At 58.4% G+C, this 22418-nt stretch carries 17 protein-coding genes and 5 pseudogenes; 8 read left to right on the top strand and 14 right to left on the bottom strand.

The genetic code is table 11. The annotated features are described in order from the left end of the window. Positions 1-228: 228 nt before the first annotated feature. The 8 genes and pseudogenes from ACSKB9_RS35725 to ACSKB9_RS35690 all read right to left on the bottom strand — a co-directional run bounded on the left by ACSKB9_RS35725 (position 229) and on the right by ACSKB9_RS35690 (position 9935). The gene (locus ACSKB9_RS35725; RefSeq protein WP_438079049.1) at positions 229-642 is read right to left on the bottom strand and encodes an NADPH-dependent FMN reductase; all 414 of its coding nucleotides are present in this window, start codon (positions 640-642) and stop codon (positions 229-231) included. Between the two features lie 315 nt (positions 643-957). Continuing rightward, positions 958-2798 (bottom strand): annotated as a pseudogene (locus tag ACSKB9_RS35720) (glycoside hydrolase family 15 protein). Between the two features lie 207 nt (positions 2799-3005). Next, positions 3006-4511: pseudogene (gene zwf / locus ACSKB9_RS35715) on the bottom strand (glucose-6-phosphate dehydrogenase). 73 nt (positions 4512-4584) lie between these two features. After that, the gene (locus ACSKB9_RS35710; RefSeq protein WP_438079047.1) at positions 4585-5040 is read right to left on the bottom strand and encodes a hypothetical protein; all 456 of its coding nucleotides are present in this window, start codon (positions 5038-5040) and stop codon (positions 4585-4587) included. 267 nt (positions 5041-5307) lie between these two features. Beyond that, on the bottom strand, positions 5308-7050 hold the full coding sequence (locus ACSKB9_RS35705; RefSeq protein ID WP_438079046.1) for an FAD-dependent oxidoreductase: 1743 nt from the start codon (positions 7048-7050) through the stop codon (positions 5308-5310). A 36-nt stretch (positions 7051-7086) separates the two neighbouring features. Next, positions 7087-7902 carry a universal stress protein gene (locus ACSKB9_RS35700; RefSeq protein WP_283089980.1) on the bottom strand — a complete coding sequence of 272 codons (816 nt, stop codon included), beginning with the start codon at positions 7900-7902 and terminating at the stop codon, positions 7087-7089. A 39-nt stretch (positions 7903-7941) separates the two neighbouring features. Then, positions 7942-8556, bottom strand: coding sequence for a DUF1931 family protein (locus tag ACSKB9_RS35695; protein ID WP_438079044.1), 615 nt, complete (start codon positions 8554-8556; stop codon positions 7942-7944). Between the two features lie 449 nt (positions 8557-9005). Next, entirely contained in the window at positions 9006-9935 is a 930-nt protein-coding gene (locus tag ACSKB9_RS35690) for a lactate/malate family dehydrogenase (protein WP_301322233.1), read from the bottom strand. A gap of 880 nt (positions 9936-10815) precedes the next feature. Between ACSKB9_RS35690 and ACSKB9_RS35685 the strand changes: the two genes are divergently transcribed. The 4 genes and pseudogenes from ACSKB9_RS35685 to ACSKB9_RS35670 all read left to right on the top strand — a co-directional run bounded on the left by ACSKB9_RS35685 (position 10816) and on the right by ACSKB9_RS35670 (position 14334). After that, positions 10816-11862 carry a zinc-dependent alcohol dehydrogenase family protein gene (locus tag ACSKB9_RS35685; protein WP_253587574.1) on the top strand — a complete coding sequence of 349 codons (1047 nt, stop codon included), beginning with the start codon at positions 10816-10818 and terminating at the stop codon, positions 11860-11862. Positions 11863-12976: 1114 nt separating this feature from the next. After that, a pseudogene (locus ACSKB9_RS35680) lies at positions 12977-13235 on the top strand (DNA ligase); the annotation flags it as partial. Between the two features lie 650 nt (positions 13236-13885). Beyond that, positions 13886-14143 (top strand): hypothetical protein, encoded by a 258-nt coding sequence (locus ACSKB9_RS35675; protein ID WP_438079042.1) that lies wholly within the window; start codon positions 13886-13888, stop codon positions 14141-14143. Further along, entirely contained in the window at positions 14029-14334 is a 306-nt protein-coding gene (locus ACSKB9_RS35670; RefSeq protein WP_438080666.1) for a hypothetical protein, read from the top strand. Before ACSKB9_RS35675 ends, ACSKB9_RS35670 begins: the two co-directional genes overlap by 115 nt. Here ACSKB9_RS35670 and ACSKB9_RS35665 read toward each other — a convergent pair. Both ACSKB9_RS35665 and ACSKB9_RS35660 read right to left on the bottom strand, forming a co-directional pair. Beyond that, a complete protein-coding gene (locus ACSKB9_RS35665) occupies positions 14258-14578 on the bottom strand; it encodes a helix-turn-helix domain-containing protein (RefSeq protein ID WP_438080544.1) in 321 nt (106 codons plus the stop codon). The genes ACSKB9_RS35670 and ACSKB9_RS35665 overlap by 77 nt on opposite strands. Continuing rightward, positions 14515-15231: a cupin domain-containing protein gene (locus ACSKB9_RS35660; RefSeq protein ID WP_438079040.1), complete on the bottom strand. Its 717-nt coding sequence runs from the start codon at positions 15229-15231 to the stop codon at positions 14515-14517. The genes ACSKB9_RS35665 and ACSKB9_RS35660 overlap by 64 nt, the downstream gene beginning before the upstream one ends. A gap of 606 nt (positions 15232-15837) precedes the next feature. Here ACSKB9_RS35660 and ACSKB9_RS35655 point away from each other — a divergent pair. Next, on the top strand, positions 15838-16437 hold the full coding sequence (locus ACSKB9_RS35655) for a TetR-like C-terminal domain-containing protein (protein ID WP_438079038.1): 600 nt from the start codon (positions 15838-15840) through the stop codon (positions 16435-16437). Here the strand turns inward: ACSKB9_RS35655 and ACSKB9_RS35650 are convergent. The 4 genes and pseudogenes from ACSKB9_RS35650 to ACSKB9_RS35635 form a co-directional block, all read right to left on the bottom strand. Continuing rightward, positions 16385-16668: pseudogene (locus ACSKB9_RS35650) on the bottom strand (SDR family NAD(P)-dependent oxidoreductase); the annotation flags it as partial. The gene ACSKB9_RS35655 and the pseudogene ACSKB9_RS35650 overlap by 53 nt on opposite strands. A 318-nt stretch (positions 16669-16986) precedes the next feature. Continuing rightward, on the bottom strand, positions 16987-17412 hold the full coding sequence (locus ACSKB9_RS35645; protein ID WP_225645966.1) for a DUF3775 domain-containing protein: 426 nt from the start codon (positions 17410-17412) through the stop codon (positions 16987-16989). A 405-nt stretch (positions 17413-17817) separates the two neighbouring features. Next, a complete protein-coding gene (locus ACSKB9_RS35640) occupies positions 17818-18168 on the bottom strand; it encodes a DUF5335 domain-containing protein (protein WP_283089973.1) in 351 nt (116 codons plus the stop codon). Positions 18169-18817: 649 nt separating this feature from the next. After that, a pseudogene (locus ACSKB9_RS35635) lies at positions 18818-19377 on the bottom strand (type 1 glutamine amidotransferase domain-containing protein). A gap of 599 nt (positions 19378-19976) precedes the next feature. Here ACSKB9_RS35635 and ACSKB9_RS35630 point away from each other — a divergent pair. The 3 genes from ACSKB9_RS35630 (at position 19977) to ACSKB9_RS35620 (ending at position 22409) form a co-directional block, all read left to right on the top strand. Then, positions 19977-20432, top strand: a complete 456-nt coding sequence (locus tag ACSKB9_RS35630) for a DUF2267 domain-containing protein (RefSeq protein ID WP_438079036.1) — start codon at positions 19977-19979, stop codon at positions 20430-20432. Positions 20433-20496: 64 nt separating this feature from the next. Beyond that, positions 20497-21366, top strand: coding sequence for a Ku protein (locus ACSKB9_RS35625; RefSeq protein WP_438079034.1), 870 nt, complete (start codon positions 20497-20499; stop codon positions 21364-21366). A gap of 863 nt (positions 21367-22229) precedes the next feature. After that, the gene (locus ACSKB9_RS35620; protein WP_057836313.1) at positions 22230-22409 is read left to right on the top strand and encodes a hypothetical protein; all 180 of its coding nucleotides are present in this window, start codon (positions 22230-22232) and stop codon (positions 22407-22409) included. Positions 22410-22418 lie beyond the last annotated feature (9 nt).

The following is a 22418-nucleotide window of genomic DNA, read 5'->3' as shown; positions in this document are numbered from 1 at the left end:
CAATGCGGGGCGCGACGAGACATACGCACATATAAAATTATACGCTCACCGTCTCAGTGCTTCGTCAGGTTGTGAAATGCAGTTGGCTAGGCTTGCGATCAAGCTGCCAGAATTCGAGATCGGCAAATACTGGCACGAGTGTGCCGATTTACCTGACCGACAGTCGGTGGCCGCGATCCTGGACAATGGCGGGAACGTGCCGCCAAGGAAGAAATAGTGTTGAAGCGCTCACCCTTTGAAGCGAGCAACGAATTTCGCGAAGGCCGCGAGCTGATCGGCAACCACCTTCCTGGTCGGGTCGTCCTTCAGTTCGAGCGTATGCGGATCAAATTTGGTCTGGGCTAGTCCGACGAATACTTCCGGTATCCCAAACACGAAGGCGCTGAGATAGGTAAGCGCCATTCGCAGATGATACTGCATTCGCGCCCCGCCCAGGGGACCGCCGCTGGCGGACTGAATGGCGACTGGCTTCTCCCTGAAGGGCTGATTTTCCAGGCGCGATACCCGATCCAGCGCGTTCTTCAGGCCTCCGGGAATAGTCCAGTTGTATTCGGGCGAGACGATGATTATGCCATCGGCTTTCCTGATGGCTTCAGCGAAGGTCGTCACTTCACCTGGAAAGCCGGCGGCTTGAACGTCCACATTGTAGGGGCATGCCGTCGTACGGCGGCGCCTCGGAAAGATGAAGATTCGAAGGCGCAAGCTTAGGCAACGCCCGCATCAGCGCGGTATTGTACGAGCCCTTGCGCAGGCTGCCACTGATCGTCACCACGTTGAGTACCATTGACTACTCCTTTTGCTTGCATGAGACGCTGAAAACACATCACCTCAAGCGGGATATTTGTCTTTGACGATTGCCCGTTTTCGCCACCGCCAGCAGCAGAAAAATGGTATTCGAAGAACCACAACGGCTGGTTGACATTGCCCGCGGGCCGCTGTCCAGCAGGAACGTCTACGTCAGTCCGGCTCCGTTGCGGCTTGCGGAATCGGACGCATCGCTGGGCGCTGCGGCTCGGCGCGTTCCTTCGCAGGACACGTTCCCCGGGTGAGATTCAAGGCGCAACAGATCAAACCCACATGGCTGTAGGCTTGCGGAAAATTGCCCAGCATGCGGCCGGCGAACGGATCGTATTCCTCGGCGAACAGTCCCACGTCATTGCAACGCGATAGGAGGCGGTCGAACAGCTTGCGGGCCTTCAAATAGCGGCCCTGCAGAATGTAATTGTCGGCCAACCAAAAGCTGCATGCCAGAAACGCTCCTTCTCCCGGGGCAGGCCATCACCGGGATTTGCGCGTTCATACCGCAGAACAAACTCGTCCTGGACCAGCAGTCTCTTTTCAATGGCCTGCACGGTATTCCTCACGCGCGGATCCGTTGCAGGCAAAAAGCCAACCAGCGGCATCAGCAACAAGCCAGCGTCGAGCCGTTTTGAGCCGTAAGCCTGCACGAAACTTTCGAGATCGCGGTCGAAGCCGCGGTCGCACACGTCGGCGCGGATCTCGTCGGCGACCGCTCGCCAATGCCGAGATGCTTCGATTGATCCGCGGGTGGCGAATTCACTCGCGGCACGATCGAACGCAACCCAGGCCATGACCTTCGAATGGACGAAGTGCTGCCGCTCGCCGCGTACCTCCCAAATACCTTGATCCGGCTCGCGCCAAGCGCTGGCGAGATATTTCAGCATGATGGGCTGCAGGGCGCGGCCGCGGTCGGTTAAACCTATACCGCCCTTCCCGGCGTGGAACATGGCGTCGGCGACCTCGCCGAGGACGTCCAGTTGGAGTTGCTGGTAGGCGGCGTTTCCGATGCGCACCGGCGACGATTTTTCATAACCGCCGAGCCACGGAATGGTCAGCTCCGGCAGCCAGCGTTCGCCTCCCACTCCGTACACGATCTGCACCTGCTCCGGACTACCGGCGATGGTGCGAAGGAGCCAGTCTCGCCATGCCCGCGCCTCGTCGTAGTACCCGAGGTGCATTAGGGCCAGCAGGGTGAACGTGGCGTCACGCAACCAGCAAAAGCGATAGTCCCAATTTCTGATTCCACCAATAAGCTCCGGCAGAGAGGTCGTGGGCGCGGCGATAATCCCGCCGGTCGGGGCGTAGGTCAGAGCCTTCAATGTAATGAGCGAACGTTTGACCGCTTCCGTCCAGCGACCGAATTCGGGACACCGATCACTCCATCCACGCCAGAATGCTTCCGTTCGTTTCAGCGCGTCGAAGGCATCAATCGCCGAAGGAGGATCTTGAAACGACGCCCCGTAGGAGAGGATGAACGGGATTGACTGGCCGGCCGTGACCGTAGGTTCACCAACTGTTTTTAGGTCCTCGCCGTGAAGCGCGGCTGTCGTACGCAGCACCAGACGCTCCGGACCGGCGATTGCGCTGATGCTGCCGTCATCAAGCCGGTTGACCCACGGCACCGTCGCCCCATAGTCGAATCGCACTACAAATTCGGAGTGAAACTCAACTCGCCCCTGTCGACCTACGAGGATGCGTACAAGCTCGGCCCGATTTCCCGGTGCCATGAAATCGATAAGCGTCGCAGTGCCACCCTTCGTTCTGAATTCCGTTTCGAGGACCAACGTGCCTGCGCGGTAGCGCCGCGACGTCTCGATCGGCTCATCCTTCGGCGCAATGAGCCACCGTCCATTTTCTGCGTCGCCAAGCAAAGCGGCAAAGCACGCAGCCGAATCAAATCTCGGCAAGCACAGCCAATCGATCGAGCCATTGTGCCCGACCATGGCTGCTGTCTTGCAGTCGCCGATCATCGCATAGTTTTCGATTTTGAGCGCCATACACAACTCTCGGCCTGGGCTCGCTGCCCACGCAACCGCTCTCAGATATTGATCCCTAAATTTTCTTCGTCGAAGCACAGCCCCGTTGAAACTGCCGGTGCTCACAACCCTTGATAAGCGATAAGTGAGCCGATTCCACAGTATCGCGGTCGACACTGAATCCAGGCCCACAATCTCTCGGCGGCTGTTTCCCCGAGCGCATCGCTGTCAGAGCTTCCGCCAGCTTCGGCCATCGCGCTTCAAAAGTTCAAACGCGCCCGGAGGGCCCTCACTGCCCGCAGGATAGAATTCCAACCCCTTGCTGCCCACTCGTTTCCAGGCGTCGAGGAGCGGCTGAACCGCGCGCCAGCCAGCCTCCACGCCGTCGGCGCGTTGGAACAGAATGTTGTCGCCAATCATGCAATCGTAAATCAAGGTCTCATATCCCGTCGCAGGCTCGGACTTGAAGTAGTCCTTATAGAGAAACTTCATTTGCACGCCGTCGATCCTGATCACTGGCCCCGGCACCTTGGTGTTGAACTGCAGCGTGATGCCTTCACTCGGCTCGACGCCGATGACGAAATAGTCTCAGCCAGTTGCTCGATGGGCGTGCATCGAAACATCGCAAACGGCGCCTCGCGGAATTTGATCGCCACTTCCGTGCGCTTCATGGCGAGCGCCTTTCCGGTGCGCAAATAGAAGGGGACCCGGCCCAGCGCCAGTTGTCAATATTCAGTTTCATCGCAACGTAAGTCTCCGTAGCGCTGTCCGGCCGGACGTCCGGGGTATTTCGGTAATCAGGAATCTCCGTGTCGCCGATTTTCCCGGCAGTGTACTGGCCGCGCACGGAGTTTTTCAGCGCCTCCTCTTCGCTCTGACAGTGGATCGCCGACAGCACTCCGTCCTTTTCCGAACGCACGTTATGGGCATCGAAATGTCTCGGCGGCTCCATAGCGACCAGCGATAACAGCTGAAACAGATGGTTCGGCACCATGTCGCGAAGCGCGCCGGTCGCGTCATAAAAGCTACCGCGATGGCCAACACCGAGCTGCTCATCCACGATGATCTGCACGTGATCGATGTGATGGCGGTTCCAGATCGGCTCGAACATTCCGTTGGCGAAGCGCAGCACCAGGATGTTCTGGACGGTCTCTTTGCCAAGGTAGTGATCGATTCGGTAGATCTGGTGTTCGCCGAGGATGCTCAACAATTCCGCATTCAGCGCGCGCGCCGATGCCAGATCGGTCCCAAACGGCTTTTCGATCACGACCCGCCGCCAGGCGCCGGGGTCCTCCTTCAACAAGCCGAGACGGCCGAGTTGGCGCACGATCGGCGCGAAGGCATCAGGCGGTGTCGCCAAATAAAACAGCCGATTGCCCCCGGTGCCGCGCGCGGCTTCCAACCGTTCAAGCTGCTCCTTGAGACGATCGTAAGAAGGGCCGTCGCCGGGATCGGCCACGACCGAGGTGATGCATTCCAGAAGGCGATTCGCGACCGCGTCTTCCACGGGGCGGGTCGCGAACTGATGCAGACCCTTCATTAGGCTCTCGCGCAACGCTTCGTTCGATATGCCGCAGCGCGCGACGCCGACGACGCAGATCTTTCCGGCAACAGTTCGGCTGCCGCAAGATTATAAAGCGAAGGAATCACCAGCCGTTTGGTCAGGTCTCCTGTGACACCGAAGATGACAAGGGCGCAGGACTGCGGCTTCGGGCGGGCCTGGACGTTTCTCACGAACGCTTGACGAGATATCGCGTCGCCCTCTGCGCCCCTGAGGACGGGAGCAGCACCAATTATCCGGCCGGACCTATGATGCCTGTTGAGCAGGTTCGATCTCAACGCGGTCATCCTGCTCGGCCGAGTAGACGGGGGCGAGCCCAGCGTGATCGCCGCTCTTCTTTCTCAGCCAGACAGCTGGCAATTGAAGCACCCGAGCATGCTGTCCTTCCGACAGGAGATTCACAAGAACGATGGTGCCGTCGGGAAACAGCAGGGCATCGTGGTGCTGCCCCGGCGTTTTCGGTTTGATCACGCAGAATTGGGCGACACGGAAGCCGGCGCTCTTGGTCAACAACCAGTTGCGATTGTATCTCACGTCCTGCTCGAATGCGAGCTCGGTGCCCGGCAGCAGACAAACGGCGACGGTGGGTTCGTCCTTGGTGGCAAAGCCGCGGGTCGATGTGCCGCGAAAGCTGGTCGACACCAAACTCTCTCCCACCTTTGCGGGGCGTGACGTAACGGCATGTAGGCTGTAGTCGCACATGGATTTTCTCCGCTGGGTTCCTTGACCCGAACGATGATGCCGCAAACCGCCGAGCTGACCCTTGACCGCCGTCAAGATACTCGTGGCTTGTTTGAAATCGCGAAACGGCCGGGTACGGTGGTTTTCATGATCGCATTCGAAAAGCTAGTCAAAGCCGCGGCAGCAGCGCGATGTCCGAACGGGATCGTATCCAGTCCACCCCTGCCGACCTTGGCAATGGTCAACTTCGCAAGTCGTGGCCGTGATACATCTCGGCATCGCCGCTGCTCACTGCTGTGATGGGACTGCAAGTGCGTTTTCGGTTTCGCGCGAGTCTTGACTGGCGCGTTGTTCACTCTTGTCTCGCACTTGGCCGTTGGCAAGCGCAATGTGTAGCTCCGCCCCGACGACGGCACCCTCACCGATCGCAGCACCCACGCGCTTGACCGACCCAGATCGCACGTCGCCGGCGGCGAATACACCGTCTACGCTGGTCTCGAGTAGCAACGGACGGCCAACGCCACCCTTCGAGCGGATGGTGGAGGGAGTGTCCCATCCAGTCAGTACAAAATTCTTGCTGTCCAACGCGATCCCGGCGCCCTTAAGCCAAGCCGTTGCCGGCTCCGCGCCAATGAAGAGGAAGAGGTGGCGGATTGGCTTCTCGGTTTCCTCGCCGGTCGAGCTGTTGCGCCAGCGTACGCGCTCCAATTGCCCTTCCCGGCTGCCATAAAGCGCGACCACCTCAGTGTGAGTCAGCACCTCGATATTATCGAGATTCGCGATACGGTCGATCAGGTAACGCGACATGCTCTCCGTGATGCTTGGTCCACGAACCAGCATCCAGATTTTTTTTGCGAAGTTGCGCAGGAATACGGCGGCTTGGCCCGCTGAATTTCCGCCTCCGACCAGGACGATCTCCTCGCCCCGACACAGGCGTGCCTCGATCGGCGAAGCCCAATACCAAACGCCGCGTCCCTCGAAACTCGGCAGATTCGGCACGTTGAGGCGGCGGTAGCGGGCGCCGCTCGCAACCACAACCGTCGAGGCCCTCACACACCGCCGATCCTCCAGGTGCAGCGTGAACGGCGATTCCCTCGAATCGAGCCGCGAGATCCCCGCAGGGATCACCATCCGCGCGCCAAATTTCTGCGCCTGGACGTAGGCGCGGCCGGTGAGTGCTTGGCCGGATATGCCGGCGGGAAAACCGAGATAGTTCTCGATCCGCGCGCTGGCCCCGGCTTGCCCGCCGAAGGCACGGGCGTCGAAGACGACGACCGACAAGCCCTCTGATGCGGCATACACCGCCGTCGAAAGGCCCGCCGGGCCAGCGCCAACGACTGCGACATCATAGGTTCGGCTCTCGTCGTCGATCGGCACCATTCCAAGCGCGCGCGCCAGCTCTGCTTCGCTCGGATTTTTCAGGATTGTTCCTTTCGGACACACCGCAAGCGGCAGGTCGGCCGGATTTGGTGCATACTGCTGGACAAGCTTCGCCGCGTCGGGGTCCTTTGCTGGATCGAGCACTTGATGTGGATACGCATTGCGGGCGAGAAAGCCTTGCAGGCGCACAACGTCTGGGCTCGATTCGGGGCCGATTAGGACTGGACCACCGGCGCCTGCCTCCACCAGCGCAATGCGGCGGAGGATCAAAGCCTGCATGATCCGTTCGCCGAGTTCGGGCTCCCCAATCATCAACGCACGTAGATTCTCCGGCGGGATCAAGAGGGCTTGGACATCGTCGATGGCGTGAACGTCGACAAAAGCGGGCTGGCCTGACAATTGTCCCACTTCGGCGACGAATTCACCGGGTCCCTGCTCCACAATCGGCGCGCAATGGCCTAGCGGATCGCGCCTGACGACGCGCACCGAGCCCTTGATCAGCACACACATGCCCGGGGCGACTTCTCCGGTCACGAACAGCGCTTCGCCGGCACGGTAGTTCCGCACCGCGCCGAAGCGGCGAAGACGGTCGATTTCATGCGGCGCAAGCTTGGGAAACATCTGCTCGCGGCGGCTATCAATCGTCGGCATCTGCAATCTCGCTGTCGGGGCAAGGTGCGACGTGTCCTAATGCGCCATCAGCAGCGGGATAGGCGCTTCGTGCAACAGGCTGTAGGTCACCCCGCCGAGCAGCCGCTCGCGCAGGCGCATGTGACCATATCCGCCCATAACGATAAGGTTCGCCTTCCGGCGCTCGGCCTCAGCCATCAATTGCGGCCCGACTTCGCTTGAGCGGCACTTGATGCGATGCAGACTGGCCTTGATTCCATGATGCCGAAGATGATTAACGGCATCGATCCCCATCACCGCCTCCTCCTCGGTAGGCTTTTCGCCAGTCGCAACGATGACCGACACACTTTCCGCCTTGTGAAGAAACGGCATCGCTTCGGCAAGCGCACGAGCCGCTTCCCGGCTCCCGTTCCAAGCGACCATAATGCGATCGAAGGCGATCCTCGGCCGCTCCGTCTCGGGAACGAGATAGACATTCCTGCCAGAGCCGAACAGCACGCCTTCGACGAGCTGTTCCGGATCCATCGCGCCATTGGGACGAAGTGCCACGAAGGTGTCGGCGGAGCGCGCCTCTCGCGCGGCAATTTTGGCTACGTCATCGGACAAGACATCGAGGCGCCGGACCTCGACCATCCGATCCAGCATTCGCAGCCGCTTGGCTAGTGCCTCCTCCACCGCATTGCCAGTTTGGCGCGCATGCTCGACGATTGTGGCGGTGACGTCGCCCTCGATCGGCCCCGGCAAAGGCAGAACGTTGAGATACAACCCGATGACCACGCGGGTCTCCAGCTGGCGGGTCATGTCGGCGACAGCTGCCAGACGAATTTCGTCGGAGGCGCCGCCGTCCAGCCACACCATTACATCCCTGATCATCGCTCTCTCCTCGCTCGCGACAGCCGTCGCGATGTTTGGCTACTCGGCTGTTCGCGCAGCTACGGCAGCAAGTCGAAAATACGAAAACACTTCCGCCAGTGCTCGTTCGATCGATTCTACAACCCGGGGGCGATGATGTTGAACGTATGCGCGAGCGCGACACTCAGACCTCCCACGATGTCCGGTAGGCGAGCCTCGATCCTCTCCGTAAGCAAGATCAATCGGCGGGCGCGTGGCGACGCGGTCGAGGATCAGCCGCGGCTCGATCTCTTCGTCGAGTCTCACGAATTCATGGATGCATTCCTGCAATCCCCTGGTGACCGGCAGGTCGAATGGCTCCAGGATCACGCCGCCGTTCGCCTTGGCGACCGCCTGGGCCCGCGGCAGGAAATCATAAAGTTTTTGGTTGATAAAATTGCTGTAGCGCTTGATGTCCTGCTTGTCGACATCGACGCTGGCTACGATCCGAAAAAATCGCTCGAATCTCGCCATGCGCATAACATGGCTGGCGCGCGGCTGGTTCGATTGCACGGCGGCGATAATCATAGGCAGCGTCTCCTCGCCGCACGATACCGTGCGCAGGCCAGCCTCCCCCTTGACGGTCGTCAGTTTCGCGCGATCTTCTCGCACGGACACGAAATTGATCTTTGTCACGGAGCAATTCTTCGAAGTTGCGACATCTTTGTTGCGTGTGTGGACTTCAGCGCGGGTCACCATCCCGCGGGTCTCTTCATCCTCGAAAGGAGGGAAACATAGACGAAGCCACCATCGTTGCGGCAGCCCTCGCGTCAGGCAGACGGCGGACACCAACACGCTGTTCCTGCCGTACCGGCTGGGTCCTTTTCAGGCTGCCGCATCGAATGGTCATGGCGTCGTTGACGCGCTCGCGGGCGCGTCAACCGGCAACGTGCCCTCGCGGCCTGCTACTACAAGCAACTGTCGATGCAAGGCCAACCTGGCCCCCGGCATCCACGCCGCAAGCAGGAGGCACGGCGTGAGGTCACGAGAGCGGCGGACCAGGCTGACGGATTGATTATCAATCAGCTCTGGCACGCCGGGCGCATTTCGCGTCCGGCGCTGCAGCCCGACAAAATGCTTTCCGTCTACCGACGACCTAGCGACCTCCTTAAGTTAGCCGCGCCCAGTTCCAGCGCCCGCTGCTCCTCGACGGACATCTCGGGTTCGAAAATCCGAAGCACTCCCTCGCGCCCGACGACGCTTGGAAGTGAGAGAGTAACGCGAAATTTGCCGTTATAGCTGCCGATCGGAATCACCGCTCGTTCATCGCGAAGAACAATTTCCGCGATCCGCGCCGCAACGATACCAATGCCAAACTGGCTCGCATCGTTGCCTTCGATGATAGAGATATTCGCGTAACGAACGTCTGCCTCGATCTGCCTGCGTAAACTGTGAGGCACTCGGCCACGAAGTCCGACGAGTTCGCCGACCGGCACGCCGGCGATCCGGGCGGTTGACCAGAGGAATACCTGCGAGGTCCCATGTTCGCCGACCACCTGCGCCTCTACATGATTGGCATCGACGCCGAAATGCGCCGCCAGATGAACGCGGAAACGCAAGGAATCCAAAAACGTACCGGTACTTAGCACGCGATCATGGCATACGCTTGCGCGCGCAATATCGGCGAGCGGATCCGGCGGATCGGTCACGACCAATATCACCGCGCTAGGCGCGGCGTGCACAATGCGCGGAACGATCTCGCGGTAGATTTCAGCATTCTTGTCAAGCAACCGCAACCTGCCCTGGGAATCGCTGCGGTCGGTGGCGCCCCCCGCCTTTTCATTGATGCCTGCGGCAATCATGACCAGCTGAGAATCGGCAAGCTCTTCATAGTCGCCATCGACAATGGTGGTCTTTGGGCCGAGCGGCGCTCCGTAACGAAGATCGGTGGCGACCGCCCTCGCCCGCTTAGACGTTCGGTCCACGATCACAATTGTCCGGGCACTCCCCCGTACCACCATGGCAAGAGCACAGGAACACCCTACCCTACCTGCTCCAACAATTCCGACTTTCATGATCAACCTGCGTTCCAAAGACCGTCAACCGATGCCCCAACACCAGTAGTACATTGTTTGTCGATCGCGTGAGCGCCGGTTCGCAATGTTTGCTGGCGTTCCGGGACTTAACAATCGAGAACATCAAAATGTCTGAGCAGGCTTCATGCGGATACAATCTCCGCATGCTTTACAGGACAAAACCCGGACCGGCCGGCCTGGGCGGAAGCGGGCGGGCCGGGTAGTATCGCAAGAGCGATGCATATTTTCCCGAGCCGCATAGAAACTTCCTTCGCTGCTGGCATCACAAGGAATCATGAACTCCGCAACGGCTTCAGGCATTGACCATCGTCAATGAACAGGTCCTCTCACGAGCGCCTCGAAGTAATCGGCGCAGGCTTGATGCGTCTTCCGTCGACAGTGACGTCGATCGGCTCGGGCGCGGTCGGGTCGCAATCCTACACCTGTGATGAACAAGCATATATTCCCAGTTGCCCCTGCTCGCCGAATAATACGGGCGATTGATGGTTATCAAGGGAACTAGGAAGTAACTGTCATAGTTTTCGCTACGCATGTTGGGGCTCGGCTCCATCTTGTCGTCCGGCAGGCGCCTGATCGGGTTGGCGAGATTGGACGCATCGAGATGAGGCCTCTGCATCGATCACCATCGCCCTGACCGGCAGCTTGGACTCGCTCAGTCATCAAGGTCGAGTGCGGTGCCGTTGCCCACGGCTGTCCGATCGGAGCGCCCGGCGCGGTTCTGACCGCTCGCCTGCTCTCTGCAATGAAACGCGACTATGCCTAGGCGCAGCGTGGGAGGATAGCACCGGTGACACTGGGGCATCGCCTGATGCTCGAGACGATTCACTCGATTGGCAAAATCGAACGTAGGAGAATGGTTATGAAAGCGCTGGTATACCAAGGCCCCGGAAAGAAGGCGCTTGAGGATCGCCCAAAGCCGAAGATTGCCGCGCCAACGGACGCTATCGTCAAGATCGTCAGGACGACGATTTGCGGAACAGATTTGCATATCCTCAAAGGCGACGTGCCGACCTGTACACCAGGCCGTATCCTTGGCCACGAAGGTACCGGCGTCATCGAAGAAGTCGGCGCCGCCGTCACCGCCTTTCGGGCCGGCGACCGCGTGATCGTGTCCTGCATCTCGTCCTGCGCAAAATGCGACTATTGCCGCCGCGGAATGTACTCGCATTGTGTCAACGGGGGCTGGATCCTCGGCAACACGACTGACGGCACCCAGGCCGAGTATGTCCGCATTCCCTTTGCCGAAACCAGCCTATACCGCATCCCCGCCGGAGCGGATGAGGAAGCATCAGTAATGCTGAGCGATATCCTGCCCACCGGGTTCGAATGCGGCGTGCTCAACGGCAAGGTTCAACCCGGCGCGACCATCGCGATCGTCGGAGCCGGCCCGATCGGGCTTGCGGCGTTGCTGACGGCTCAATTCTACTCACCGTCGGAACTCATAATGATCGACTTTGACGACAACCGGCTCGAAATGTCGTCCCGCTTCGGTGCGACCACAACAATAAACAATAGGGACGGCAAGGCAGTCGAGAAAATCATGAAGATGACCGACGGTCGTGGCGTCGATACCGCGATCGAAGCCGTCGGCCTTCCCTCGAGCTTTGTCACTTGCGAGGACATCGTGGCGCCTGGTGGTGTCATCGCTAACATCGGCGTCCATGGCGTCAAGGTAGATCTGCATCTAGAACGCCTCTGGGACCGTAACGTCGCGATCACGACAAGACTCGTCGATACCGTCACAACGGCGATGCTGCTTAAGACTGTACAATCAAACAAGATCGATCCCAAGCGACTGATCACGCACCACTTCAAGCTCGACAATATCATGGACGCCTATGCGACGTTCGGCGAGGCGGCCAAGACGAACGCTCTCAAGGTCATCATCTCAGTAACTGAAGCTTGAAAGATAATCTAGGTCGACAGACTTGACGGCGGTGCGAGATTGATGGCGCGCAAAAAGCTGAAAGGTTCGGCTCTCTGCCCGAACTGACTCGCCGCCGAGAGCTGAAGGCAGCTTGTTGGCAAGGTTCTCGAATGGATGAAATTGATGAAGAGAGCGATCAGATAAACGGCTTTCCGCCCGTCACCGCAACAGTTGTTCCTGAAGTGTAGCTGGACAGCGGGTCCGCCAGCATGACAAATAAGAAGGCTCGGTAACGGAGGAGGCCGAAGAACCTTAATGGTGCTGCCCAATACCGTATATCGAATTTTATCGCTCGTCTGGCTGGTCGTCGTTGTAGGGTGCGTAGGATATTTTTCGATAGCGGAGGCCACTCAGTTGGCGGCCTCTTCGCGAAATGGCCCCAGCGCGGTGGGGGGCGCCGAGGCCGAGTTGCCATGATTACCTTCCCGCCAGAACCAGCACTCGGCCGTTTAGTTCCTATTTCCCGGTCGTCCTTCGAGAGGACGAAATGACAGCTCGAGCAGGCACGCCGCGGGGGTGCTTTGCTCGGGCGCCGACAACCTGCTCCCGCTTTCTGATGATCGTAAGCCGACTGCTTACCGCAGCCTCCGTTCGTCCAAGCTTCCGGGCGATCTCCAACTGCGTTAGGGCTGTCTCTCGTATCATTTTTAGCAACTGTTGCTCGTCCTCTTCGGACCACGGCTTGGCAGGCATAACTCACTCCGGCATTAATCCAACGATAACAGCGCGGCTAGCAACGGTTTGCATCGGGTGGAAATAACCCACGTTAATCCAGTGGCGGTAATGTTGCCACTATTTCCCCGCGTCGCGACGCGGTCTGGTTTTCGAGCTGCCCGCTTAGCGGGTACCCGGCGGAAAAAAGCTGCGCTTTATCCGCTCCACAGCTACGGCCCCCATGGGAATGAATCGCGAATGTGCCCCGGGTCTTTGGGGGGCAAGAGCCGGGGCACCTTCATTCGCGAATGCGCTGTGCCGGGGAGCGGCACGTTGCTAACCACGCTTCGAAGGTGCCGTTCCTAACGACTTCTTCATCGCCGACCTCAGCCGGCCCTCAACTCGCTTGCGGCTATTGCCGACCTTATTGACGGCCTTTGCCGGCGCCGCCATCCAGTTCAGCGAAAGCTTCGCGATCGACGGCCCCAAGATGTTCACCCATGCTTGCAAGCTCGGCTACGAGGGCGTGGTGTCGAAGGTAGCAAACAGTGTCTATCCGACCGGCGCCCGCAGCCGGGACTGGGTCAAGAAGACCTGCGCCCAGCGCTAGACGCTGACAATCGCGGGCTTTGCACTGGACGACAATGGGACGGGATTTACGTGGCCGGCGCAAGGGTGACGAACTGACCCGCCACGGAATAGCAGCCTGATGCCCAGCTATAGGAACTCTTCTGACGATCGATGAAATCGATGCTGTGCTCGACAGCGCACGCTACGGGCTGTTCGGCGATAATCCAGCAGATGACCCGTAGGCATCGTGATCAGCGATGACGCTGCAGCTTCTATCTTCTGCAAAGAACACGCCATTGCCTGCGACTTCCTTCCACCAACCGCGGCCAATCCGAGATCGACGCATACTGACCACGCCAAAGCGCCACGCGCTCATATCACCTTAGAATGGCTGCTCGGAGAGCAAATCTTGATATCCCGGCACATGCCAGGTGTTATCCAGCACATCCCCACTCGGTGAGATTGCCTCCAAGCCAAGCATTAAAATGATCCCTGACCTTCGTTCCGGAGGATTCGGAAACAGGGAATTGATGCAGGCTGTTCCGTCCGCGTCCAACTCGTGGGAAGAGCCACGACAACTCTTCGCAGAAGCTCAGTACCGTCTATTCCACCGCTCCAAAAATTATCGCTCGCCTTGGCGGCAGTGTCCGGTGCGTAGGGAACCTTAGATACCAGCAGATCACATGTTCGGGCGATCGAATCGAAGAGATCACTTGTAACAAAATCGACGCCTTCATCTCGGCGATGTCCTTGGTGGCGACCGCGAGCTGTGAGCCCAATGTCTGCATCCGTGTGCGAGCTCGCGTTCGGCAAGACCGAGATCCCCCAGCGCCGCTCGGGCGCCGTCGACGGCGACGCCGGCGGCCGCACGGCCGAGGATCAGTCCAACAAGATGGCCAAGACGGCCGACCGCAACAAGCAGTGCGCAAGAGCTATAACCCGGTCAATGTCGCCAGCGTTCGGCGCTTCGATCAGGCGCGCGCGATCGGCGCGACGAAGCTCGAGGCAGCCGACCAAGATCCAGCCGGCAAGGTGACGCTGACATCGCTTGCAATGCTGTTGAAATCCAGAAGCAAAAATACGTCGACAGTTCTAAGCGGACCGCCGATGGAGGTCGGCCACGATTTCCTCCCGAAAAGCGCGCCCAGGGTCAGGGCCGACCATCTTGCCGGGATTGCGCCGCTGCTTTCTGATACTCGCGCGGTGAAACCCCATAAGCCCCTTTAAAGCAGCGGCCAAAATGCGTCATGTCCGAAAACCCCCATCCCTGTGCAATTTCGGCTATGGTTCGATGGACTTGGTTGGGGTCTTCAAGAGCAAATCGGCAACGCGAGAGCCGTCGGGACAGAATGAGACGGTGAAGTGAGGAGTCCTGTTCGGCAAGAAGCGCATTGGCGTATCGGACGCTTATTCCAACGATATCGGCGACCTTCTGTCCGTCGAGGTCGGGATCGGTGAGCCTCGCTTCCACCACTGAACGAATCTGCCCAGCAATAGCGCTTTTGGATTCGAGACGCGAACGGTAGCGCTCCCAATTGTTCTCGCAATGGATAGTCCGAGTAAGTCAAGCACGTGATTGCCGACCATTTCTTCTGTTATGGAAGCTGTCCTCCCAGCGAGCGACGGCAATTTTGCAGCGACCGAAAGCGCCAGATCATCGTCCGTCCGCTCGGCAGTCACGCGACGCCCGATCAACTCGCGGTTTGTACCGATCCGTGCGCGTAGCTCACGGCGCGGAACCTTGATGAGGAGAGTTTTCGAGTTTGGCGAAAACTTCGCATCATAAGGCAACAGCGGCTCAAGCAGCATCAAAGAACCGGCGTCCAGGTTAACCTCGCGCGCGTTCTGGACGATAAGGACCCGGCCCGACAATTGGTAACACAGGAACAACGTGTCGGGGCCGGTGCGCTCGACGTGGGCCAAGGTGTGAGAGACCTGCATCGGTGAGTTGCTGAATTCAACCAAGTCCAGGTTGCCGAACTTCGCGGCTTTGATCTCGGCTTGGAATGTCAGGCGATTTTCCGGCACAGAGTCATGACCCACGATCTTCTTGCAGGCCAGGCTGTGCCAATAATCAAATCGGTCGCGGGGATGAACCGAGGAGGTCGAGAAGATAGTTTCCACGTGTTTGCCGTTCGTTAACCGTAGATCAGCCGACGAATTGATCCATGGCCGCCGATTGAAATCACAGAGCATCTGCTAGAAACAAACGCAACTCGAGACTGCGTTGTTGCACGTCCACTCTAAGGAAACTTAGTAGCTTTTCGCCGGAATGCGCAATAACGCGGAGGCTGCAGATTTGACGACCCACGATGCATCACCGTCAGACGTCTCGGCAGACAGAAACACCGCCAGTGGAGCCCGGAAACGTTTCGTTCCCGCGAGCCAATGTCCTCCACAAAAAGGATAGGAACAAGCAAACGCTGGGGTTCCCGCCCTTAAATCTAGCGGAGCCGAAGCGCGTAGTTTTCTCCACCCCACTTTACGCCAGATGCAGGTCGATCGATGGTTTGTGGTCGAACAAACTGCTTGGTGTTGAGCGCTTGGCACACCGGCGCACAACTTGAGGCAAGTCTCCCGGCTGATCTCACTGAGTTCTATCTTTTATTCACGTCCCGTCCAAAGCCGGTGTCAAGGCAATGTAGAAGAGTCTAGCACACGCGGCAACGTGATCGAAGTCGCGTGTCTGCGGAAGCAACCGGCCTTCCTCCTGAACGTGGGGCTGGATTTATGAACCGCGAACGTAGCTTCCACGTCGATGAAACGTTGTCGGCATCCTGGGATCAGCGGCTTGCAGTAGATCTCGCCTCAGAGGTAGAACATTTCTCCTTCGACAGGCGCTGCACAATTCCGGAATTGCGGACATTTTTCGCCATCAAGTGCTATCGCGACCTGCTCGCTAGGCTGACGACAGCACGCGAGGGCAAAACGTCCTTTGATGCTCTTAGGTCAGTTGCCCGAGAAATGCGACAATATGCGTTGGAGCGTCCCGCCTTGTGGGCTGCCGGATCGAGAACGTCCACAAGCGATTGCGCTGAGTGGAGGGCAAGCCACGGAGAACTTTGCGACCTCATCAAATCTGTTCTCGCCGAATGTGGGGTGCATGGGCAACACGCAGAAGACGCCTTGGATATGCTTCGGAGCTTAGTGCGCGGCTTTGCCGTGCATCAGATCCTAGGCTCATTCTTGGACGTCTATTCATATGACGAGAGCTTCGAAAGGGTAGTCGAGATATACGTAGCTGGGGTGGGGTCAATCGGGGCTGCTGCTGCTAGGGCTCGCCGGCGATTAAGACGGCCTTGCGCCCCTCGTTCTCGACCAACGCCTTGACCTCCTGCGCATCTCGTGCTCGATTAGATAGGCGATAAGAACCACCTTCGCGCGCATAGGCGATTGCCATCGCTCGTCCAATGCCGCTGTCGCCGCCCGTGATGGCGGCCCGCATGCCTTTCAACTTACCTGTGCCACTGTAGCTGTGCTCGCCATGATCCGGACGCGGGTCCAGCTTGGCGGTCCAACCGGGTGCTGATTGGGGTAAGGCGGCTTCGGATAGTCAGACAACATAAATTATCTCCACTTTCGCGTGCGCAAGTCTCCTTTTGATCGCGTGGGCGCGCCTCTGATTTTCAAGACATCGAGAGCGCATTAGCTGTTCATTGGCGCTTTCCACTCTCACCTCTCGAAGTGTCCTGCCTCGTCGATAAAATGTCCGGGTGCGATTTGTCATAGTACGTACGCGCTAATGGGTCTGATTTGGTCTCCGGTCTCCCGCGCTCCGCTGGGCCAACAGCGCGGATTCCGCGTTTCCAATCCAAGGGCTTGTTCGATCAGCTTGAGCTAATCTCACGACGCTCCTCTCGGCCACCATGATCGTGCTCGTCAGGGCGTGGGCGCCTCATCGCCCCAGGATATTCCGAACTTGTCCAGGCCCTCAGCCAGGAAATCGCCCAACAGCGGTTCGCCGAGCAGGTAGCGCACGGTCTCCCAACGCGGGTTGCGGTATTCGCTTCGCCGTTCGGCCGCCTGGCTACGCAGATCTTCCCACTCGTCGATCGTGCCATCGCCCCGTCCGAGCCACATCAACGCGACAAGGTCGATCTGTTCGTCCTCGTTCAATGCCCTGATGAAGCTCGCCAGCTCGGCAGCGACAGCGTCGCAACCATCGTCCTGCAAAACGTCGACTTCAGCATCATCAGTAGGATTTGATCCGGACTCTTCATCGGCCGGCAGGTCCTTGACATCAAACTCATGCGCTTTTTCGATCAGAAAGCTGACCTTTTCGCGTGAAACGGTTAGCTCGGACATCGCTTGCTCCTTAGTTGCGGGCGTTTCGATCAACGCGCTGGGCCACGAGATGATCCATGGCGCCATACCGCGGAAATGCGCCGCCGGCCCTCCCGAGCGACACGTTCCGCCAATCATCTATTGCGACCGATTGACAGATTCGTGGAGTTGAATGCCTGAGTCGGAGCTGTCTTCGTCTTGCAGCACTGTCAGGGCCCCTCGATCGCTTTCGACGGCTGAACCGGGCTGTTGCTGCGGCATCCCTTCCAAATTTCGCTTGTGCGAAGAGCCGTTTAAAACTATGACGCCTGAGCATATGCTACTTCTGTTGGAGCGCGTCCGGGCTCTCATCGCGAGCAGACGCCCGATTGGATAATCGCGGCATAAAGCATGAGCATTCGTTTATTTCTTTGAATTGGTGTAAGATCAGCCCGCCCTTACCGCAGACGGCGCCGGCAGCATCAGAGGATCTCTGAGGACGACGATCTGACGCACGCCGTCCGCGTCGATAACCTCAAGGCTGGACAACTCCAGGCCTTCGCCTTCGATGTATATTTCTCTCGGTTTGCGGATCAGATGGTCGTGTCCTTCGAGCACGAGCGAGATTAGGTCGTCCTTTGGATCATAGGAAACCCCAAAGAACGGCAGCCAGTGCGCCTCGACCTGATCACCGAGCTTAAGCGACGTCACCTCGATCTCGGCATGTTTGCCGCCCAGTGCTTTTGAAATGAGATCGAAATAGACGCTCCACTGCGATTTTTCGAGCTTCTTTGCCATTGTTCGGAGTCTCCGAGTCAGATTCCGCCGGATTCCCCACGCCAGTAACTGACAGCCCGTTTCTACGCGCTGACAACGATCAACTTTTCACAAATTTTGCCATGCTCACACAACGCATCCCGTCAAAGCCCGAGCTCAATCATTTTCAGAAGTGATCCTAATTATTCATCGCGCGATAGCAAAGTTCGGCGCCGTCTTCGGCGAAAGAGCGCTTTTTCCGCCGCATATACTTGACTGTTTCGTTGATCGTGACTTCCAGCGTCGGCCGCACTGAACCTGACAGAAAGTGACCACCGCGCACCGAGCCACCCGCAGACCAGCACAGCGTGAAGGTGAAGGCTGGCCTTGCCGCTATCGCTCTCCGCCACACCGCCGATCAGGTTAAGGACTTCGCAGCTCGTTGACAGCAGTGCGCTTGTAGCCTTTGGCCGCGAGTTGGAACCAGCGCGTTTGGGTCTAACGTCTGGCTGCGACTGCTCAGTTGATTGGCTCGAACGAAGTCGCTCCCGCTATGGCGGTGAATTCGTATCTTTCGCACCATTGTCATTGGTGCCTCCTGCGATTCCACGGCGAGGCGCAAGCGGCCCCGGCGAGACGAGGACGCCCCCGCTTCGGCCGCTATTGCACCACAACGGCCGACACACGGTGGCTAGGCTACGTTTCGCCTGACATGGCGGCCTTCCTTGACCTCCTCGATGATCTTCGCGCTGAACGCTTCGAGGTCACCGGGGTTCCGCGAGGTGATCACACCCTGGTCGACTACGACCTGGGAGTCCTCCATTTCGCACCGGCATTGATGACGTCGGTCTTGATCGACTTGTAGGACGTCATCATCCGTCCCTTCGCGATCCCGGTCTCGATCAACAGCCACGGTGCGTGGCAGACCGCGGCGACGATCTTCTGGGCGTCGAAAATCTCCTTAATGAACTTGAGGGCTTTCGGTTCGACCCGGAGCAGGTCGGGATTGATCTGGCCGCCCGGTAGCACGATGGCGTCGTAGTCCGACGACGACACTTGATCGAGCGACTTGTCGACCTTCACCGGCCGACCCCAGTCCTTCATGTCCCACCCCTTGATTTCGCCAGTAGCCAACGAAATCACCTCGACGGTTGCACCCGCTTTCTTCAAACGGTCGCGAGGCACTTCAAGTTCGGATTGTTCGAAGCCATGGGTCGCCAGGATGGCGATCTTCTTGCCTTTCAGATCCATCAGGAAACTCCTTCAGACGAGCTCCTCTATCAATCCGCTTTTCGCCCTATCGTTCCTGCGGCTTCAAACGCGGAATTTTTTACCTGATTGCGGTACGAAGCGATCGACTGTCCTGGCAGTGGCTAGATCATCACTCTTTCGATGGCCGCGTAGATGCTGTCCCATCGTTGAGTTCGAGCACAAAACCAACGGTCGCCGAAGCTTGGTTGCGCATGGGCATCTTTCCAGTGGGTCCCCAGTGGCGGCTTGTGGTCCACTCCCCTCAAGTACTCCTAGCCAACCCGGTTCAAAATTCCGAACGACAATGCTGATACTTGTCAATTGAGGATAGAAATAATTCACCTGTGTATCGGTGCAGCCTCGTTCCGCATTGAACGTTGACTGCGTCGCTTATAGACGGGCAAGCCGGGGGAGACCTAGAACTCTTTGCAAGGCCGTCACTGCGCAGTGCTTACGGTCAGGGCAAATGCTCCGAATTGACGCCCATCAAGGCGCCTCAGGCGGTCGCGCGCAAAATCTTAAAGCTTTGGGGGGCGTGACCGATCACTCGGGCTCGACCCGCATTTGGAATGTTAGCATTCAATCCGGAAGGTGTGATCATGAGCTTGACCGGCCTAGAAGTGTTTGACGAAACGCTTCACAAAACGAACACGTGGCTCAAAGAAATCGGCGAGATGCTAGGCTCTGATCGTCACGAGGCCTATCAAGCGTTGCGAGTGGTGCTGCATTGCCTCCGCGACCGCTTGACAACCGATGAGGCGGCTCATCTCGGCGAACAACTCCCGATGCTAATACGTGGCATCTACTACGAGGCATGGCGTCCGGCCCGGAAGCCGGAAAAGATTCGGTCGCGGGACGAATTCCTAGCCTGGATTGACACGCGCCTCCCCAACACAGCGCTCGTCAACCGCGAAGATGCTGTACGTGCCGTCTTCAAGACCCTTGAGAACCATGTCTCCGCAGGAGAAATCGGCCACGTAGTTCAGTCTCTGCCGAAGGAGATCCGCGCGCTTTGGCCAGTCACCTGGGCGTCGTCTGGCCCTGTCGCAAAGTAGACAGCCCAGTCAGAAACTCATTGCAACTAGCTGACACACGATAGATTTGCGAATGGAGAGGTTGATGGGTCCACGTGCTTACTGGAAGGGCTATCTGCGTGTGTCGCTAGTATCGTGTCCGATCCAGCTGTTTCCGGCGATCTCTGACCGCGAGAAAGTCCGATTTCATCTGATCAACAAGAAGACCGGGCACCGGATCAAATACTGCAAGCTCGATGCCGAGACGGGTAAGCAGGTAGACCCGCAAGACATCGTCATGGGCTACGAAGCCGGCAGGGGCCGATATGTCGCCCTCACCGAGGATGAGCTCAAGGCGATCGAGATCGAAGGGACGCATACAATCGAGATCGACCAGTTCGTGCCACGAAGCGAGATTGACGATCTCTATTTGAGTTGTCCCTACTACATGACCCCGGCGGGAGAAATCGGCCGGCAGGCGTACGTGGTCATCAGAGAAGCAATCAGGAAAGAGGGTATGGTAGCGCTCGGCAGGGTGGTGCTCACGACGCGCGAACATGTGATGGCGGTTGAGCCGCGTGGCAAGGGCCTGTTGGGCATGACGCTGCGATATCCCTATGAAATCCGGGACGAAAGGGATTATTTCGCTGATCTGCCAGAGGAGAGAGTACCGAAAGAAATGCTTGAGCTAGGGAGGAAAATACTCGCGATGAAGGCTGGTCACTTTCATCCCGAACAATTTGAAGATCACTACGAGCGGGCCCTGCGAGCGATAATTAAGAGGAAACAACGCGGCGAAAAGATCGATAAACTAAAGGAGCGGCCCTCGGCTGAGGTTATTGACCTGATGGATGCATTGCGCCAGAGCGCAGCAGGTGGCCGCAGCACGCCTTTAGCGCATCATCAGCGTGCCACTAGGAGATCCAGGCAAGTCGCGGCGAAACGGTCGTCGATGCGGGCGAGGAAGGCAAGCTAATTGGCGTCGCAACTATACCTGCGAGGGCACTTAGCATCGCCTCCGAAGACCAATCCTGCAGTCTATCGCTTCGGCGCATTTTTCCGCGTTACGCTCGCCCACGGAACTAGCGTCGGCGTCGACAAGCCGCGCGATGATAGCCACGCATTCATGCGTTCAGCTGTATCAACCTGGCTGAGTTTCCTGACCAATACATCCCTTCCGGAACCAGCAGGCAGCTTCGCGACCTCTTGTTGCAGCCGCTCCTTTGCTACCGCTAGCTGGTCTTCAAAACGGTGTGGCTTTGATCGATGGCGCATGGCGGACGGGACCTTTACCGAGCACGACCGTCAGGCGAGGGCCCGACGGTGCCCGCGAAAGACGGTGCGTTCCCTGTGATTTGCGCTTGCTTACGCAGGTCCGCCGCAAACTCACGAAGCTGCCGCGCCAGCCTGCCGTTGTAGATTCGCGCCTCCTAATCCGTAGCCAGATCAGCAATCAAGGCCGATTCGGCCGCCTGGACCTCTATCTCATCGATCCGCTTCTGAATGTCCTGCATGCAACGCCTCAATTCGCTTTGGCTTCAGTGACCGGTAACTACTAAGAGTTGACGCAGTCGAAAATTCAGTACTTTTACGTAGCTGCCTGTCCGGTCGATCATCGAGAGGAATTAGAACTTCTCGATGATTATCTTCCCCCCTGGTCGCGGCACGCTGCGCTACAAGCCAAAAGCCGGAGGCGGAACGCTCTTCCTGTTTACCTTGCCTTCTGCCAAAGCCGGCTGATGATGGTTGAAACATGAGTCGTCGGTTTTGACAACCGTCAACGCCTATTGAAGTCTCCTAGAATACTCGTCGACTAAGCAGGAAATACGGAGTGGGAAGATGCTTATATTCGGTGAACCTCGCCAACTTGATGATGGACTGCCACGCAAGACCGAGGATGACATCCAGCAGGAGTTGCTTGGGCCTCGTGGTGTTCCCGGCAAGCCATCGCCGGCAAAAATGACGCCGCAACGCGCGAAAAAGACGCCGACATATCTGGATCCACCGCACACGGCCTAGCGTTGGCGA

The organism is Bradyrhizobium sp. BR 1433, from assembly GCF_051547665.1.
Lineage (GTDB): Bacteria > Pseudomonadota > Alphaproteobacteria > Rhizobiales > Xanthobacteraceae > Bradyrhizobium > Bradyrhizobium australafricanum.
This window is presented reverse-complemented; position numbering and strand designations above follow the sequence as displayed.